17 protein-coding genes are annotated in these 14,914 nt (G+C 38.6%); 13 read left to right on the plus strand and 4 right to left on the minus strand.

Annotation, left to right across the window (positions count from 1 at the left end):
• The first annotated feature begins 25 nt into the window (after window positions 1-25).
• The 11 genes from E4N78_RS07525 to E4N78_RS07575 all read left to right on the plus strand — a co-directional run bounded on the left by E4N78_RS07525 (window position 26) and on the right by E4N78_RS07575 (window position 10,732).
• Window positions 26-1,162 (plus strand): ABC transporter permease, encoded by a 1,137-nt coding sequence (locus E4N78_RS07525; protein WP_255809952.1) that lies wholly within the window; start codon window positions 26-28, stop codon window positions 1,160-1,162.
• Window positions 1,163-1,189: 27 nt separating this feature from the next.
• Window positions 1,190-1,882: an ABC transporter ATP-binding protein gene (locus E4N78_RS07530; protein ID WP_002669030.1), complete on the plus strand. Its 693-nt coding sequence runs from the start codon at window positions 1,190-1,192 to the stop codon at window positions 1,880-1,882.
• Window positions 1,879-2,328, plus strand: a complete 450-nt coding sequence (locus E4N78_RS07535; RefSeq protein WP_255804283.1) for an FMN-binding protein — start codon at window positions 1,879-1,881, stop codon at window positions 2,326-2,328. Before E4N78_RS07530 ends, E4N78_RS07535 begins: the two co-directional genes overlap by 4 nt.
• Window positions 2,329-2,346: 18 nt before the next feature.
• A complete protein-coding gene (locus tag E4N78_RS07540) occupies window positions 2,347-3,558 on the plus strand; it encodes an ABC transporter permease (RefSeq protein WP_255809955.1) in 1,212 nt (403 codons plus the stop codon).
• A gap of 101 nt (window positions 3,559-3,659) precedes the next feature.
• Window positions 3,660-4,331: a DUF2259 domain-containing protein gene (locus E4N78_RS07545; protein WP_255809956.1), complete on the plus strand. Its 672-nt coding sequence runs from the start codon at window positions 3,660-3,662 to the stop codon at window positions 4,329-4,331.
• Window positions 4,332-4,409: 78 nt separating this feature from the next.
• Window positions 4,410-5,255, plus strand: coding sequence for a fumarate hydratase (locus E4N78_RS07550; protein ID WP_002671202.1), 846 nt, complete (start codon window positions 4,410-4,412; stop codon window positions 5,253-5,255).
• A 14-nt stretch (window positions 5,256-5,269) separates the two neighbouring features.
• On the plus strand, window positions 5,270-5,833 hold the full coding sequence (locus E4N78_RS07555) for a Fe-S-containing hydro-lyase (RefSeq protein ID WP_002669045.1): 564 nt from the start codon (window positions 5,270-5,272) through the stop codon (window positions 5,831-5,833).
• A gap of 7 nt (window positions 5,834-5,840) precedes the next feature.
• Entirely contained in the window at window positions 5,841-6,872 is a 1,032-nt protein-coding gene (locus E4N78_RS07560; protein WP_255809957.1) for a nucleotidyl transferase family protein, read from the plus strand.
• 13 nt (window positions 6,873-6,885) lie between these two features.
• Complete coding sequence (gene citX / locus E4N78_RS07565) at window positions 6,886-8,193, plus strand: citrate lyase holo-[acyl-carrier protein] synthase (RefSeq protein ID WP_255809958.1); 1,308 nt, start codon at window positions 6,886-6,888, stop codon at window positions 8,191-8,193.
• A 98-nt stretch (window positions 8,194-8,291) separates the two neighbouring features.
• Entirely contained in the window at window positions 8,292-9,176 is an 885-nt protein-coding gene (locus E4N78_RS07570; protein ID WP_255809959.1) for an Rpn family recombination-promoting nuclease/putative transposase, read from the plus strand.
• An 80-nt stretch (window positions 9,177-9,256) separates the two neighbouring features.
• Window positions 9,257-10,732 (plus strand): hypothetical protein, encoded by a 1,476-nt coding sequence (locus tag E4N78_RS07575; RefSeq protein WP_370644885.1) that lies wholly within the window; start codon window positions 9,257-9,259, stop codon window positions 10,730-10,732.
• Window positions 10,733-10,766: 34 nt separating this feature from the next.
• Here the strand turns inward: E4N78_RS07575 and E4N78_RS07580 are convergent, their stop codons facing one another.
• The 4 genes from E4N78_RS07580 to E4N78_RS07595 are packed head-to-tail and all read right to left on the minus strand — an operon-like array spanning window position 10,767 to window position 13,606.
• Window positions 10,767-11,255 (minus strand): SoxR reducing system RseC family protein, encoded by a 489-nt coding sequence (locus tag E4N78_RS07580; RefSeq protein ID WP_255809961.1) that lies wholly within the window; start codon window positions 11,253-11,255, stop codon window positions 10,767-10,769.
• On the minus strand, window positions 11,237-12,040 hold the full coding sequence (locus E4N78_RS07585; protein WP_255809963.1) for a TIGR00282 family metallophosphoesterase: 804 nt from the start codon (window positions 12,038-12,040) through the stop codon (window positions 11,237-11,239). The genes E4N78_RS07580 and E4N78_RS07585 overlap by 19 nt, the downstream gene beginning before the upstream one ends.
• Before the next feature lie 3 nt (window positions 12,041-12,043).
• Entirely contained in the window at window positions 12,044-12,568 is a 525-nt protein-coding gene (locus E4N78_RS07590) for a tetratricopeptide repeat protein (protein WP_002671188.1), read from the minus strand.
• A gap of 3 nt (window positions 12,569-12,571) precedes the next feature.
• The gene (locus E4N78_RS07595; RefSeq protein WP_255809964.1) at window positions 12,572-13,606 is read right to left on the minus strand and encodes a polyprenyl synthetase family protein; all 1,035 of its coding nucleotides are present in this window, start codon (window positions 13,604-13,606) and stop codon (window positions 12,572-12,574) included.
• A gap of 184 nt (window positions 13,607-13,790) precedes the next feature.
• Between E4N78_RS07595 and citD the strand changes: the two genes are divergently transcribed.
• Window positions 13,791-14,054, plus strand: a complete 264-nt coding sequence (citD, locus tag E4N78_RS07600) for a citrate lyase acyl carrier protein (RefSeq protein ID WP_253694748.1) — start codon at window positions 13,791-13,793, stop codon at window positions 14,052-14,054.
• The gene (locus E4N78_RS07605) at window positions 14,044-14,913 is read left to right on the plus strand and encodes an HpcH/HpaI aldolase/citrate lyase family protein (RefSeq protein ID WP_255809965.1); all 870 of its coding nucleotides are present in this window, start codon (window positions 14,044-14,046) and stop codon (window positions 14,911-14,913) included. Before citD ends, E4N78_RS07605 begins: the two co-directional genes overlap by 11 nt.
• The last annotated feature ends 1 nt before the right edge of the window (window position 14,914 follow it).

Here is a 14,914-nt window from a genome sequence, read left to right on the forward strand (position 1 = left end):
TGTTCCTGTTTAGAGGTGTTAAGATATGACTAAAAATAAGATGTATTTTAAAATGATAATGAGTTCTTTATTGCGGCGCCGTTCAAGAATGTTGGTAGCTTTACTGGCTATTGCAATCGGTTCAACCGTTTTATCGGGCTTATTGACTATTTACTACGACATTCCGCGGCAGATGGGAACAGTGTTCCGCTCATACGGGGCAAATATGATATTTCTTCCTTCCGAAAGCGATGCAAAAATAAAAAAAGAACAAATCGATAAAATTAAAAAAGAAATCGACTCAGGCAAACTTGTAGGTTTTGCTCCTTATATTTATAAACCTGCAAAGGTAAACGAGCAGCCCTATATGATAGCAGCTACCGATCTTATAAGTGCAAAGAACAATAGTCCATATTGGCTGGTGCGGGGACAATGGCCTGACAAAAAAAAGGAAGTTTTAATCGGCCATGAAATAAGTAAGGCTATAGGTTTATCTGTAGGAGATAATTTTATTGTAAACACTCCAAAACCTGACGGAGATGTAACCGTAAACGAGTTTAAGGTTTCAGGCATAGTTACAACAGGGGGTGTCGAAGAAGAGTTTATCTTTATGAGCCTTGAGGATATAAAAAATATTGTCGGCTATAATGATTCTTTCGATGTAATTGAGTGCAGTATTGACGGAAACAGGGACTATCTTAATTTAATTGCCGAAAAAGTTTCAAACGATGTAAAAGGTATTACCCCCCGTCTTGTAAAGCGTGTTACCGAATCTCAGGATACGGTTTTAAGTAAACTTCAAGCCCTTGTTTGGATTGTTACCATTATTGTTTTGTTTTTGACTATGATATGTGTAACCACTACCATGATGGCCGTAGTAGTTGAACGCAGAAAAGAAATAGGCTTAAAAAAAGCTTTAGGTGCTTCAAATAAAAGTGTTGTTATAGATTTTTTGGGAGAAGCGGTTATGCTTGGGCTCATGGGCGGTATTTTAGGAATAGGGCTCGGTTACTTATTTGCAAATAATGTAAGTATAAGTGTCTTTGCAAGAGAAGTTTCCTTTCCCATAAGGCTGGCACCTTTTACCGTAATTTCTTCCATCGTTATAACTATTGTTGCCTCCCTCTTTCCCGTAAGGGCAACTGTGGATGTGGACCCAGCTCTTGTTTTGCGCGGAGAGTAATATTAATTTTAAGGAGAATTTGAATTTATGAATATTTTAACCTTAACCGAAATTTCAAAAATATATGGAGATCTTAAAGCCCTCGATAAAATAAATTTAACGGTTGAAGAGGGAGAGTGGCTTTCTATAATGGGGCCTTCGGGTTCAGGTAAAACCACATTGATGAACATAATCGGCTGTATGGATAAGCCTTCTTTAGGAAAAATTGATTTGGCGGGTCAGGACATTTCAAAGCTTTCTTCTAAAGAATTGACGATAGTCAGGCGGGATATGATAGGCTTGGTTTTTCAACAATTTCACCTTGTAAACTATCTTACAGCCCTTGAAAATGTTATGATGGCCCAGTATTATCACAGCCTCCCCGATGAAAAGGAAGCTCTTGAAGCCCTTGAAAGTGTAGGTTTAAAAGAAAGAGCCAAGCATCTGCCCAATCAATTATCGGGAGGAGAACAGCAGCGTGTCTGTATTGCCCGTGCCCTGATAAATCATCCCAAACTCCTGCTTGCCGATGAACCTACGGGAAACCTTGATGAAAAGAACGAAAAACTTGTAATGGAAATTTTTGAAAAACTCCATAATGCGGGAAGCACCATCATAGTTGTAACCCATGATCCTGAGGTTGCAGATCAGGCTGAACGGATGGTTGTTCTTGAGCACGGTAAAATAGCAAGAATTGAAAAAATGAGCAGGGTAAGACCTTCAAGAGGAGAGAATGTATGAAAAATTATAAAATTATTTTGGCTGCACTGTGTTTTATCTGTATTTTTTCTTGTTCAAAAACGGAAACAAAGAAGAGTATAAAATATAAAGACGGCGTTTATAAGTCTTTTGCCAATATTAAAGACGATTGGGGCGGAACAGCCGAGGTTGAAATAAAAATTGAAGAGGGTAAGATTGTTGAGTGTACATTTTTGTCTTACGAAAAAAACGGCAAGCTAAAAGGGCCTGAATACGGAAAGGTTGACGGAGTTATAAAAAATATGGGCCTTTATAAAATTGCTCAAGCCTCTATTTTAAGAGCTGCGGAGTACGGTCAAAAATTGATTGAAACTCAAAATATTGATGATGTCGATGTAATTGCCGGTGCTTCAATTTCTTATAAACTGTTTAAAGATGCGGTTGAAAATGCATTGCAGAGTGCAATGCAAAATGCAAAAGAAAATTAAGGAAACCTCTAAAAAACTATGGAAAATTTACAAATAAAAAAACTGACTGCCTATGAGCTTGCAAAATTAAATATCAAAAGAAAACCTTTTAGGACTGCAAGCCTAATTATTCTTACGGCTGTTTTAGCCTTTAGTCTTTTTGCAGGCAGTTTTTTGGTAAAAAGTTTAAGGGGCGGAATGTTGTCACTTTCGAATCGTCTGGGTGCGGATATTATTGTCGTGCCCCAAGGTTATGACTCAAAGATTGAAAGTGCCTTATTGAGAGGGGAGCCTAATAGTTTTTATTTTGATACGGAAGTCGTAGAACGTGTAAAAAAAATTGAAGGGGTTGAACTCGCATCTCCCCAGCTTTTTATTGCGACCCTCTCTGCGGGCTGCTGTTCTTTTCCTTTACAGATTATAGGTATCGATTTTGATTCAGATTTTAATGTGAAACCTTGGCTTAAAAAACAGATAAAACTTCCTCTTTTGGATAATCAAATTGTAGCCGGAAGTAATATATCAGGCGATTATAATTCTCAAGTAAAATTTTTTAATCAACCCTTTGTGATTGCAGGCCGTTTGACTAAAACGGGAATGGGGTTTGATAATTCCATTTTTATGACAATAGAAAATGCGCGGAAGCTTGCAAAAGAGTATGAAAGAATTATGCAGCATCCTGTTGCAAAAAATGAAAATTTGATTTCAAGTGTTATGGTAAGGATTAATCCGAGATATGACGCAGGTGAGGTAGCTAAAAAGATAAGAGAAGAATTTAAGGGAGAAGAAATTTATCCTTTAATATCGAAGAGGATGATGACAAATATATCTTCAAGTATTTCAAGCTTAAATGTCTATGTTTATATCCTTATTGCGATCCTATGGATTCTTTCATTTATCGTGTTGGCTGTTTCTTTTTCTTCGATTTTTAATGAGCGTAAAGAAGAATTCGGAATGTTGAGGATAATAGGAAGTACCAAAAAGAAATTATTTGAACTTGCGGTTTTAGAATCTCTTATGATAAGTATGTCGGGAGCAGTTATAGGAACGGTTCTTTCATGTTTGATTATGTTTTTATTTTATCAGGCAATTGTTACAGGAATGAAGATGCCTTTTTTAAACCCTTCTTTTCTTTGGACATTTGTTTGCTTCCTTTTGACCTTTGCCCTTATTTCTGTAATCGGCCCCCTCGCAGCCCTTAAAACTATGTATAGTTTTACAAAAGAAGAACCGGCTTTATCAAAATCTTAAAAGCCTGATTTATTGCATAAAAGTTTGGCTTTATCTCAATTTTAAAAAGGCTTTAGTTATTTTTTAAAAAACCGATATTTTATACAGATGAGAGGTGTATTATGCGTAAAGCTATGATTTCTTTTTGTTTTATTTTTTGTTCTTTTTTTCTGTTTGCAGGCGATATTGCGACCTTTGTTAATTTAGGTTTTTCGGCTGACGGAAGTAAATTTGCTTTCGGACAATACGGATTAACCGATCAAACCTATCGTGCCTATGCAGAAATTTATGGGGTAGATGTAGCAGAAAATAAGTTTTTACCTTCAGGACGCTTTATAACAAGTCCGACATCTGAAACGGCCGATAAAGACAGTAAAAATATATTTTTAAGCCTTTTGGATAGGGCGAACCCTTCTCTTTTAAAATGGAAGATAAGCGATAAAAATGAGGGAAGAGCTATTTATGCCGCTACGGATTCTACAATAAACGAAACCACCTTGATTTTTAAAGACTTTGAAACCAATGACGAGTATAAGGTAATGCTGTACAAGGATAAAAAATCCAATTTAGAAGCTTCCTTTTACATTGAAGTCGAAATCATCAAACCTAACGGCAATAAGATAAAGAAAACAGCCGGTCAAAAAGGTAAAACCAGATCAGGTATACGGGACTATGCAATAAAAAAAGTAATTATCGATAACACAAACACAAGCCTCATCTTTGTAATCGAAAAACATCAATATGATAAACTTGGAAACTCCATCCGTTACATGGTAGAAACTATTAAGCTGTAACTCTCCTCATCAATTGACAGTAATCTTTTAATGTTCTATAATTACCCCCAAGAATAACTTTTGGGGGTATTTTTGAGTATGCACATTGTAGAAGCAAAAAAAATTACGGAAGAAGTTAAGAGGATGGCTATTGAAGCCGCTTATTATCTTCCGCAAGATGTATTGACAAGTTTAAAGATGTCGCGGGAAGCAGAGAAATGGAGCTTAGCCCGTGATACTCTCGATCAGATTATAGAAAACGCCGATATTGCAAAAAATACGAATTCGCCCATGTGCCAAGATACGGGAATGGCCGTAGTTTTTGTTACGATTGGACAAGATGTTCACATTGAAGGCGGCTATATTGAAGATGCTATAAATGAGGGCGTAAGACAGGGCTATACGGAAGGTTATTTAAGAAAATCCGTTGTTGCCGATCCCGTTTACAACAGGGTAAACACAAAGGATAATACGCCTGCCGTAATCCATTATAATATCGTACCCGGCGATAAACTTCATATTATGTTTGCAGGTAAGGGCTTCGGCTCCGAGAACATGTCCCGCCTTGGAATGCTTAAACCCTCCGACGGCCTTGAAGGGGTAAAAAAATTCATATTGGAAACTGTAGAACTTGCAGGGCCTAACCCCTGTCCTCCCATAGTTGTAGGTGTCGGAATAGGCGGTACCGTAGATAAGGTAACCTTGATAGCAAAAAAAGCCTTGATGAGACCTATGGATAGTTATAATCCAGATCCTTTCTATGCTAACCTCGAAAAAGAAATGCTTGAGAAAGTCAACGCCTTAGGTATAGGCCCCCAAGGTTACGGAGGTAAGACTACGGCTTTAAGGGTTTTAATCGAAACCTATCCCACACATATTGCAGGTCTTCCTATTTGTGTAAATATAAACTGTCATGCAACACGCCATAAGGAAGTTACTTTATAAGGGAGGAAGGAAAAATGTCTGAGATGAAAAAACTTACAACACCCTTTACAAGGGAAGATTTAAAAGATGTTAAGGCCGGAGATATTGTTTTATTAAACGGCTATATTTATACGGGAAGAGATGCAGCTCACAAACGCCTATGCGAACTTTTAGAAAAGGGAGAAAAACTCCCCATAGATGTAAAGGGGGCTGTCATGTATTATGTAGGGCCTAGCCCTGCAAAGCCCGGAGAGCCCATAGGTTCTGCAGGGCCTACAACCAGTTACAGAATGGATGCCTATACACCTCAGCTTTTAGATGAGGGGCTTATGGCTATGGTCGGAAAAGGAAAAAGAAACGATGAGGTAGTTGCAAAAATAATAGAACATGGAGCTTGTTATTTTGCCGCCATCGGAGGAGCCGCTGCCTTGATTAAAAGCCGAATTAAATCGGCCGAAGTTATCTGCTATGAAGATTTGGGAGCTGAGGCTGTCCGTAAGCTCTATGTTGAAGACTTTCCCGTAACCTGCATCATCGATTCCAAGGGGAACAACCTTTATAAACTGGGACGTGAAGAATACTTAAAAAGCCTAAACTAAAAGGTAGATGACTAATTTACAAAAAATTAACCTAGAGCTTAAAAGTCAAAAAGAAAAATTTACAGCTCTTTTAAAAGAAAATGGCCTTATTGCAGACTCCCTTGAAAGTGTTTACGGCATTTTTGATGAAGCCGACAATTTGGCCGCTTGCGGAGGGCGGGAAAAAAATATCTTAAAATGCTTTGCCGTAAAAGATGAATTTAAAGGCCTCGGTCTTACCGATGAGATTCTTTCGGCCCTCTTAAAAGACGCTTACGGAGAAGGTTATAAGTTCTTTTTTATATTTACAAAAAGATCAAGTGTTTCTTTTTTTACGGGGGCAGGTTTTATAAACTTAGCCTCATCGGATGATTCTTCCTTATTATACAGGGGAGAAAAAACCGTAGAGGAGGTTTTAAAGAATGAGCTCTTTCCTTATTGCCCTGACGGTATACCTTACGGTATAAGTGATGAGGGAAATGCAGCCATAGTTATGAATGCAAATCCCTTTACCCTCGGCCACAGATATTTAATAGAAAAAGCCTTAGATTATTGCGGAAGCAAGAACCTCCTTTTTGGTTTTGCCGTTGAGACCGACAAAAGTTTTTTTTCTTTTAATGACCGTTTTATGCTTATCAAAAAAAATACGGAAGACTTAAAAAATGTAGTAGTGCTTCCCTCATCTCAATTTTTAATAAGCGGAGCGACATTTCCGTCCTATTTTTTAAAAGAAAAAAGTTTAATAAGCAAAAATCAAACTCAGCTTGATGCAAGGATATTTTTAAAATACTTTGTACCTCTTTTTAATATTAAAATCCGCTTTTTGGGAGAAGAACCCTTAGACCCGAGTACCGAAATATATAATCAAACTCTATTGAATGAGCTCCCGCCTCAATGTGAGGTAAAAATAATTGAGCGTAAAAAAACTCAAAATCAGCAAATCATTTCCGCGACGCAGGTTAGAAAAGCATTTCAAAATAATAGTCTTGAAGATGTCCGATCCTTTTTACCCGAAACGACTTATAATTTTTTAAGGTCATTAAAACAAAAGACTAATTGATACCGGAGAAAAGATGAGTTTATCTTTATTGGAAAAAAGAGAAAAAACCGACTCCTTTGAAAAAGAACTTTTAAACCGTTTTCCTTTTAAAACACTTGTAGTAATCAGGGCCAATATTCCGGGCGGAAAAAAGGGCTCAATCGAATCGGATTGGATTGTATACCGCATTTTTTTGGAATGTAAAAAAAAGATGTCTCCGCTAAAAATTTTTCATTCCTACACCGATGAAGAAGGCTTAATCTTTTTTTTGATTGTAGATGCTCCGCCCTTGGAAGTGAAGGCTTTGAGCATAAAAATTGAAGATGATGAGTCCCTAGGCCGTCTTGCCGATATCGATGTTTTAACTGCGGAAAAACTTTTTTCGCGTAATGATTTCCCCAAAAATAAACATAAGAGGCGGAAATGTTTTTTATGCGAAAAAGATGCCGTGATCTGTGCGAGAAGCCGTGCTCATTCCCAAAAAGAAATAATGGATTTTATCTTAAAAAAAGTTCATGAAGATTGGTCTAACGACCCGTCTTACGATGGGGATATTTTTGAACTTTTGGGTAATTTAACCGAAAGCTCCCTCCTTGCAGAACTTTGCCGTCCATTGGGCTTCGGCTGTGTTACGGCTAATTCTCAAGGCTCCCACAAGGATATGGACTTTTTACTCATGCTTGAATGTATTCCCCTAATAGGGAATGCAATTAAAAATTTAAGCGAAAAAGATTGCGAATCCTTTGAGGCCTTGCGTGAATACGGGAAAAAACAGGAAAAAAAACTTTTAGATTTAACGGGCGGGGTAAACACCTATAAGGGGGCCTTATTTTTGCTTCTTATCTTAAATGCCTGTGCCTTCCGTATAATAAAAGAAAAAAAAGCCTTCACCGATTTAAGCAAAGAAATTGCAGCCTTTTCTCTTCCCTTAAAAAAAGATTTTGAGCTTAAAGTATGCTCCCCGTCTTCTTTACAGGCCTTTAATAATTTAGGGAGCGGGGGAGTGAGGGGCTTAGCCCTTTCAGGCTTTGCAGAACACTTTCAAAATTGGCTTCCCCTCTATAAAAAAACTTTTTCAGAAGGTGAGGACTTTGTAAAAATTATTGTTAAGATGATTGAAACTACCTGCGATACTACAATTATAAAGCGCAAGGGCGAAAAAGCCCTACTTGAGGTACAAAAAAAAGCTTACAGCCTTCTTTGTATAAACGATAAACTTGCTCAAGAAGCTTCTATAACAGAATTCTCTGCGTGGTGCGAAAAAAACAATATCTCAACAGGCGGCACCGCCGATAAGATTATCATTTTGTACAATCTGGAGCTGATTAGGGAGATTTTGTAATAGTTTTAGTAAGATTTCCATATGGTAAGAATAAATAAATTTGACAATTGAAAAATATCCTATTCTATGATATAATCAATTTACAGGGGTGATTAAAAATGCGGAAAAAGTTTGATGATTTAACCATCGCAGACGACTTTATGTTTTGCAAAATTATGCAGGATGAAGAAACGTGTAAAACATTTCTTGAAATGACTCTAGCCGATAAAATAGGTAAAATCTCGTATCTATCATCTCAAAATGCTATAATTACAAGAGCGGAAGCTAAGTTAATACGTCTTGATGTTTTAGTAAAAGATGAAACAGGTAAAACTTATGATATTGAAATGCAGGCCGTAAATGAGCATAATCTTGCAAAAAGAATGCGTTACTATCAGGCAGCACTGGATATTTTATTTTTAGATAAAGGCGAGCACTACAGCAGTTTGAATGATAGTTACATTATCTTTCTCTGCCTTTTCGATTCGGTCGGGAAGGATATGCCCATTTATACCTTTGAAAACATCTGCCTTGAAGACAGGCAAACGCTCTTAAATGACGGAACAAAAAAGATTATAATAAATGCAAATGCCTTTACAAAAGCAGAAGATGAAAATTTAAGCGGATTTTTGGAATATGTAAAAACCGGCAAGGTTACAACAGAGTTTACAGGGAGGATAGAAAATATGATAGAAAAATTAAAAAGCAATGAACAAGCGAGAAGCGAATACCGCTTTATCTCAGGGTTTGAAATGGATGCCCGCTATTATGGCAGACAAGAAGGTTTAGAAGAAGGCAGACAAGAGGGCTTGAAAGAAGGTAGACAAGCCGGAATGCAAGCCGGAATGCAAGCCGGAATGCAAGTTGGAAGAGAACAAGGTTTTACAGAAGGGGTAATGCAAACTGCAAAGAACTTGCTTGATATAGGTTTATCTGTTGAAAATATCTCAAAAGCTACAGGTTTAAGTTGTAACGAAATAGAAAGACTTAAAATTAAGCAGTAAGTTTAGCAGCAAATTTCTAGTTTAAGTACTTTCCATATCCTTTCAAGTAAGTTAAGTTCCCTATCAATTTAGCCGATACTATGGACATGGGCAGGTGTAACATAAACTTTAAAAAATATATTTTTATTTTGTTTTTTTCTCTTTCGTTTTTTTCCGTTTATTCTGATGATGAGATTAAGGAGTCTTATGACAGCGAATTTTTAAAGGCTGATGAGGGGCTGATTCCTCTGGTTCCTTTAGATAGAGTGCCCGATTCCGCATTAGTTAGAAGAGATATTGCAAAATCATGGCTTTTAGCGGCTCCTGAAGAAATTGCCTCCCGGCATTTAAATATTGACGCGGATTCGGCCGGAAACCTTTTTAAAATAAGATCGGTATATCTAAAAGAAAAAAAGCTTCTTGCCGTAGTTATAAGCCCGATTGATACCGAGTTTTCAAACCTCGAAAAGGTTCCGCAAGGGACATGGATTTTATACCGGAATTATGAAACCGGAGCTCCTGAATGTATTAAAATTTATCCGCGTGAAAATCCTGAACTTTATTTAAGCATAAGGCCTTCATCATCAAAAGATAAATCGCTTATAAGTATTTGTCTTTTTAATACTTATGTCAGAAAAGATATTTCCGTAGGTATTCCTTTTGAGAATTTATATTATTTGCCTCTTTTAAAACTAAGGGATATTACAAAGGATATGCTCCCTTGGGATATCTTCAATCCGCCTATTTTTTATAACGGTGTTGAAGCGGCATCAGATACAATTCGGGAAAGGTTAAAGACCTTGGTTTATATTCAAGACGGAGCCTTTGACGAATTCGGTAAGCCTGTCCATTTAATGGACGGAAGACCTCAGACTGAAGATGATATTGTAAAAGCCATTCGGCCCGATCAAAGGCTTAAAGATATAAAAGGCGGTGTAAACTGTTCAGGTTTTGCCAAATGGATAGTGGATGGAATGATTCGGCCCATAGCAGGGCAGGGTATCTTTATTAAAAGCCTTAAAACAGAAACCGATGTGCCTAATACTTATTTTACCAAGCCTTACAAGGAAAGAGACCTTTATTTCGGCCTTGAATGGATACGCAATCTTGCGGCTGCAGCTTTAAGTTTAAACGTAAAACGTACTATAAAGCCCATCGGTTCCGGCGTCGATGTTACGATTGAACCCTTTGCTCTTGTGCCTCCCATAAAGCAAAAGAATGTAAAAGAAGATTTTGCTTCGTTTAAGGGATATGAAAAAACAGCGGGTTATCAGACTTCTTATTTACAAGCTCTCCTTTATTATCTTGCGATAAGCGAGCCGGGGCATTTTTATTTAGGAGCGGTAAGCCGGACAGTAAGCCGGGCTGCAAGCCCGGAAAAAGGAAGTCCGCCTCTTAGACAATATCACCATATTGCAGCCTTTTTCCCTTATTTTGACGTTTTCGGTAATTTTCATATTGATGTTTACGAAAGCGGAGAGGAAACTTCAATAGAGCAATTTATGAGTTTAAACTCTGATGCCTTTACAGCCTTGGTCAGAATAAGGGCACCCCAACCCGGAGTATTCAATCCGTAAAATCGGCTGTAGGGCCTAGGCCGCCGACAGGCTGTCATAGACTGCTTATTACTTGAGGCAGAGCCCTATCTCCCATTTTATTTTTTAATAAAAAGGCTAGGGCAGTTCCGGTTAAAAGCCCTAAAAAAAGGCCTCCTACAACGGCTTTTTCGGTGTAGAAAATAAGGTAGGAGCTCAAACTGAAAACAAAGGCTAGAAGTACGGGAAGAATAACCGAAGAAAGGGTTTGAATCCTTGTTTGGTTTTCCTTAATTTCTACAATAACGAAGTCTCCTTTTTTTAAATTTCTTCCGCTATTGTTTAAGGCAGTAATCTTATTTCCGCTGACTGCTAAAAGCCCCCTTTCCTTATTCTTACCTGCAAAACCGCAGCCTCCGCAAGTTGCACAGCTTTTTACTGCAGAGCAGTCTTTTTGGTTTATGGAGCAGGCGTTTTCGGTCTTTGAATTATCCAAATCTATGTTTATCTTTTCTACATTGTTTTTATCGGTCCACACTGACGTAACTATTCCGTATCTTTGCAAAGTTCCGACTCCTCAAAAATTCTTTTTATTTCTATTGCGTTCCCATCATCATCGGTTTTGATAAAAAGGCCTTGAAGGACGGGGCGTGCCCAAGCGTCTTTTCCAAAATCGGGAAGGCAGGTGCGGTATTCTCTTATTTTATCTTCAATCGCATATCCGCCGACCGAATTAAGGCTTCCTGTTCTGCCTGCATCCGTTATGTAGGCGGTTTTATTTTCTAAAATACACTCATCGGCTGTCTGCACCCTTGTTCCCGATCCGATCAGGGCTGAAACCTTGCCTGAAAGCAAAAAGCCTAGGGCTTGTTTTTCTGCTGTTGCAAAAGAGGAAAAATCCACAAAGATGATATCCGCTTCTTCTTTTAATCGGGAAACAAGTTTTTCGGTTTCAGTAAAGGGGTTTTCAGCCATTATTTTGTGATGTCCTATTCTGCCGATGACTGAAACGACGGCTATTTTTTTGTTTGGTTTTAAATTAAAAATCTTCCATCCGTTGCCGGGAGATTCCGACGGCAAATTAAAGGGGCGTAGTACATGGGGTGTTTTAGGAAGGTCATCTACCAAGTCTTTTTTTTGAAAGATTAAATCTCCTGAAGTGATACAGTCGATACCGAGTTTTTTTAAGTAGACGGCATGCTGTTTTCCAAGCCCACCCGAGCCCGTAGCCGAATTTGCATTAGCAATAACAAAATCGGCCTTATATTTTTCTTTTAAATTTGAAAGTTGTGTTTTTACGAGCCATACACCGGCCTTGCCTGTAATTTCGGCAATATATAAAATATTCATTATTTATTCTTGATAATCCATCTCTTTTAAAATTTTATTGCATCTTTCAGCCAAATCATTCATTCCCAGTTCAAGATAGGTATCACGCAAGTTAAAAACCGCATCTCCCATTTCAGGGTCAAGTGTAACGGCCGATTCAAAGGCTCTCCGTGCAGCCCTATAGTTTTCCTTATTAAACAAAACCGTTCCGTAATTATTCCAAACCCTTCCGTTTTCGGGCTCCAGTTTTATAGCGCTTTCAAAGGCTCTTTCTGCCTGATCGATGTCTCCCGTTTCAAATAAAACAAGCCCTAATGAATCCCAAGCGTCAGCCTCATAGGGATTGTATTTTAAGGATTGAAAAAGGGCAAACTTACTGTCGTTTTGTCTTTTAGCGGCATAGTAGCTCAAACCTAGGTTGAGCCACATCAGGCTGTTATCGGGTTCAAGGGCAAGCCCTTTTTTTAAGCAGGCTATAGCTTCATTGTGAAAGCCCTGCATAGACATGCTCACTCCCGTATCGTTAAAAAATTGAGCCGATTCTTGCATTTTCTACCTCAATATCGTGTTAAACAAATCGAAGATAAGTTCTTTTGCTTCGTTTTGTTTGTAATTATTTTGAAGCTTTATCAATGAAGCTTCTACAATCTTTTTGCCGTAATCTTCTGCCCTTTTTACAGCCTTTGAAGAACAAATAGCCGAAATCGAGGCTTCGACTGCTGGAGATTCTATGCCTTCTTTTGCAGCCTGTTTAAATAAAAGCTTTATTTTTTCGGCACCTTCAGGATTTTCTTCCGTATAAAAAATTAGAGGAAGGCTTTTTTTGCCTTCAACTATGTCATCGCCCCGCCTTTTACCGGCGTTGCCTTCGGTAATATTTTTTACATCGTCCAAGATCTGAAAACCTATACCCATATCGGTCATAAGTTTTCCGTATTCCAGAACTTCATTGATAGGTTTACCGGCAGCTATAAAGCCTAATTCTCCTGCCAACTTTGCAAGAGAGCCCGTTTTTAGGCTTATCATAGTTATGTATTCGTCGACTGACGGAATTATATCGGGATTTGAATGCCAGCCTATGTCCATAGACTGCCCTAAATGGAGCCTTCTTAAATTTTGCGAGTAAAGCGAGTATATTTCGGCCCTCACGGATTCTGAAACTTCATAATTTATCAGGGGATTAAGGGCTTCAAAATAAAGCCATGAGGCGGAATTTAAAGCCGTATCAAGCCCATATTTTATGTGAGCCGCAGGAGCACCTCTGCGGGTATCGGATTTATCCTCTATATCGTCATGGACGAGGCTTGCCGTATGACAAAATTCGATGAGGGGGGTAAGGGGGTAGGCCTTTTCGGGATCGCCTTCCGCAAGTTCGCATGAAAGAACGCATAGAAGGGGCCTCCACCTTTTTCCTCCGCGTTTTACCAAATCCCTTACAGGATTGATGATATTCAAAAAAAAGCCGGCCGGCAAGCCGTAAGCTAATTCGCCGAAACTTTGAGAAATCCACAAAGAATTTATTTTTTCGGGCAAAAAACAATCGAGAGTTTTTTCGATATGTTCAAGCCTATTTTTTAATTCCATCATCTTTTCACAATATATCACAAAAATGGAAAATTGACAATCTATACTCAGAAAATTATCAAGCCTTTTAGTTTTACATAACTTTTAAGACAGGCGGCATACAGTCTACAGACTGTCTACAGACAGATTGACTTATACTTCATGTACTGTTATAATACTTATCATATCAAATTTTTAAGGGGTATCTATGCAAATAAAACGAGAAGCGGTTTGCGGAACACTCCAATCAAATGATTGCCTTGTCCGTATTGTTCCTTCCGAAAAACTTGAACTTGACTTAAAAAGCTCTGTTTTAAACGAATTCGGTGCACAAATTAAAAAAACGGTGCAGGAAGTATTGGATGAGTTTGAAGTAAAAAATGCCAAGCTCTTTATCGAAGACAAGGGTGCCTTAGATTGTACAATCAAGGCCCGTGTAGAAACAGCATTGAGGCGCGCAAATGAAGAATAGAAGAAGTATGCTTTTTATGCCCGGTAATAATCCGGGAATGTTGGTATCGGCCGATATTTTGGGAGCGGATTCCATCATTTACGATTTGGAAGATGCCGTCTCTCTTGATGAAAAAGACTCGGCCCGTACTCTGGTGCGGAATGCTCTTTCCTTTTTAAAGTTTACCTATTCCGAAATCACTGTAAGAATAAACCCCATCGACTCCCCTTATTGGGAAAAGGACTTGGAGGCAATTATTCCGGTTCTTCCCGACGGAATCGTAATTCCTAAGGCTTCGGTCGATGCCGTTCACTCGGTCGAGCAAAAAATAAACGAGATAAAAAAGGCTCACAATATCACTAAGAATTTCAGCTTTCTTATGCTGGTAGAATCGGCCCGCGGAATTATGGATGTAAATTCGATAGCCAAGGCCTCATCGCTAATTCAAGGCCTTCTTTTAGGCGGCGAAGATTATTCGGTCGATATGGGAATTCAGCGTACCCGTCTTTCAAAAGAACTGGAATACGCCCGCTTTAGTTTGACGACAGCCGCCCATGCATACGGTTTGGACTCCCTTGATACACCCTTTACGGATGTAGAAGACTTTGAGGGGCTAAGGCTCGATACGGCCTTTAGTAAGAGCATAGGATTTTCGGGCCGCTTGGTTATCAATCCCCGTCAGGTCGAAGAGATTCATAAAATATTTTCTCCTTCAAGTGCCGAAATTGAAAGAGCCGAGGCTATTTTACAGGCTGCGGAAGAAGCCAAACAAAAGGGCTTAGGCGTATTCAGCTTTAAGGGAAAGATGGTCGACTTACCGGTTATCAAGAGGGCTCAAGCTCTTTATGATTCTGCCAAAAACTGGGGCTTGATAAAATAGG

This window comes from Treponema denticola, from assembly GCF_024400535.1.
Taxonomy (GTDB): domain Bacteria; phylum Spirochaetota; class Spirochaetia; order Treponematales; family Treponemataceae; genus Treponema_B; species Treponema_B denticola_C.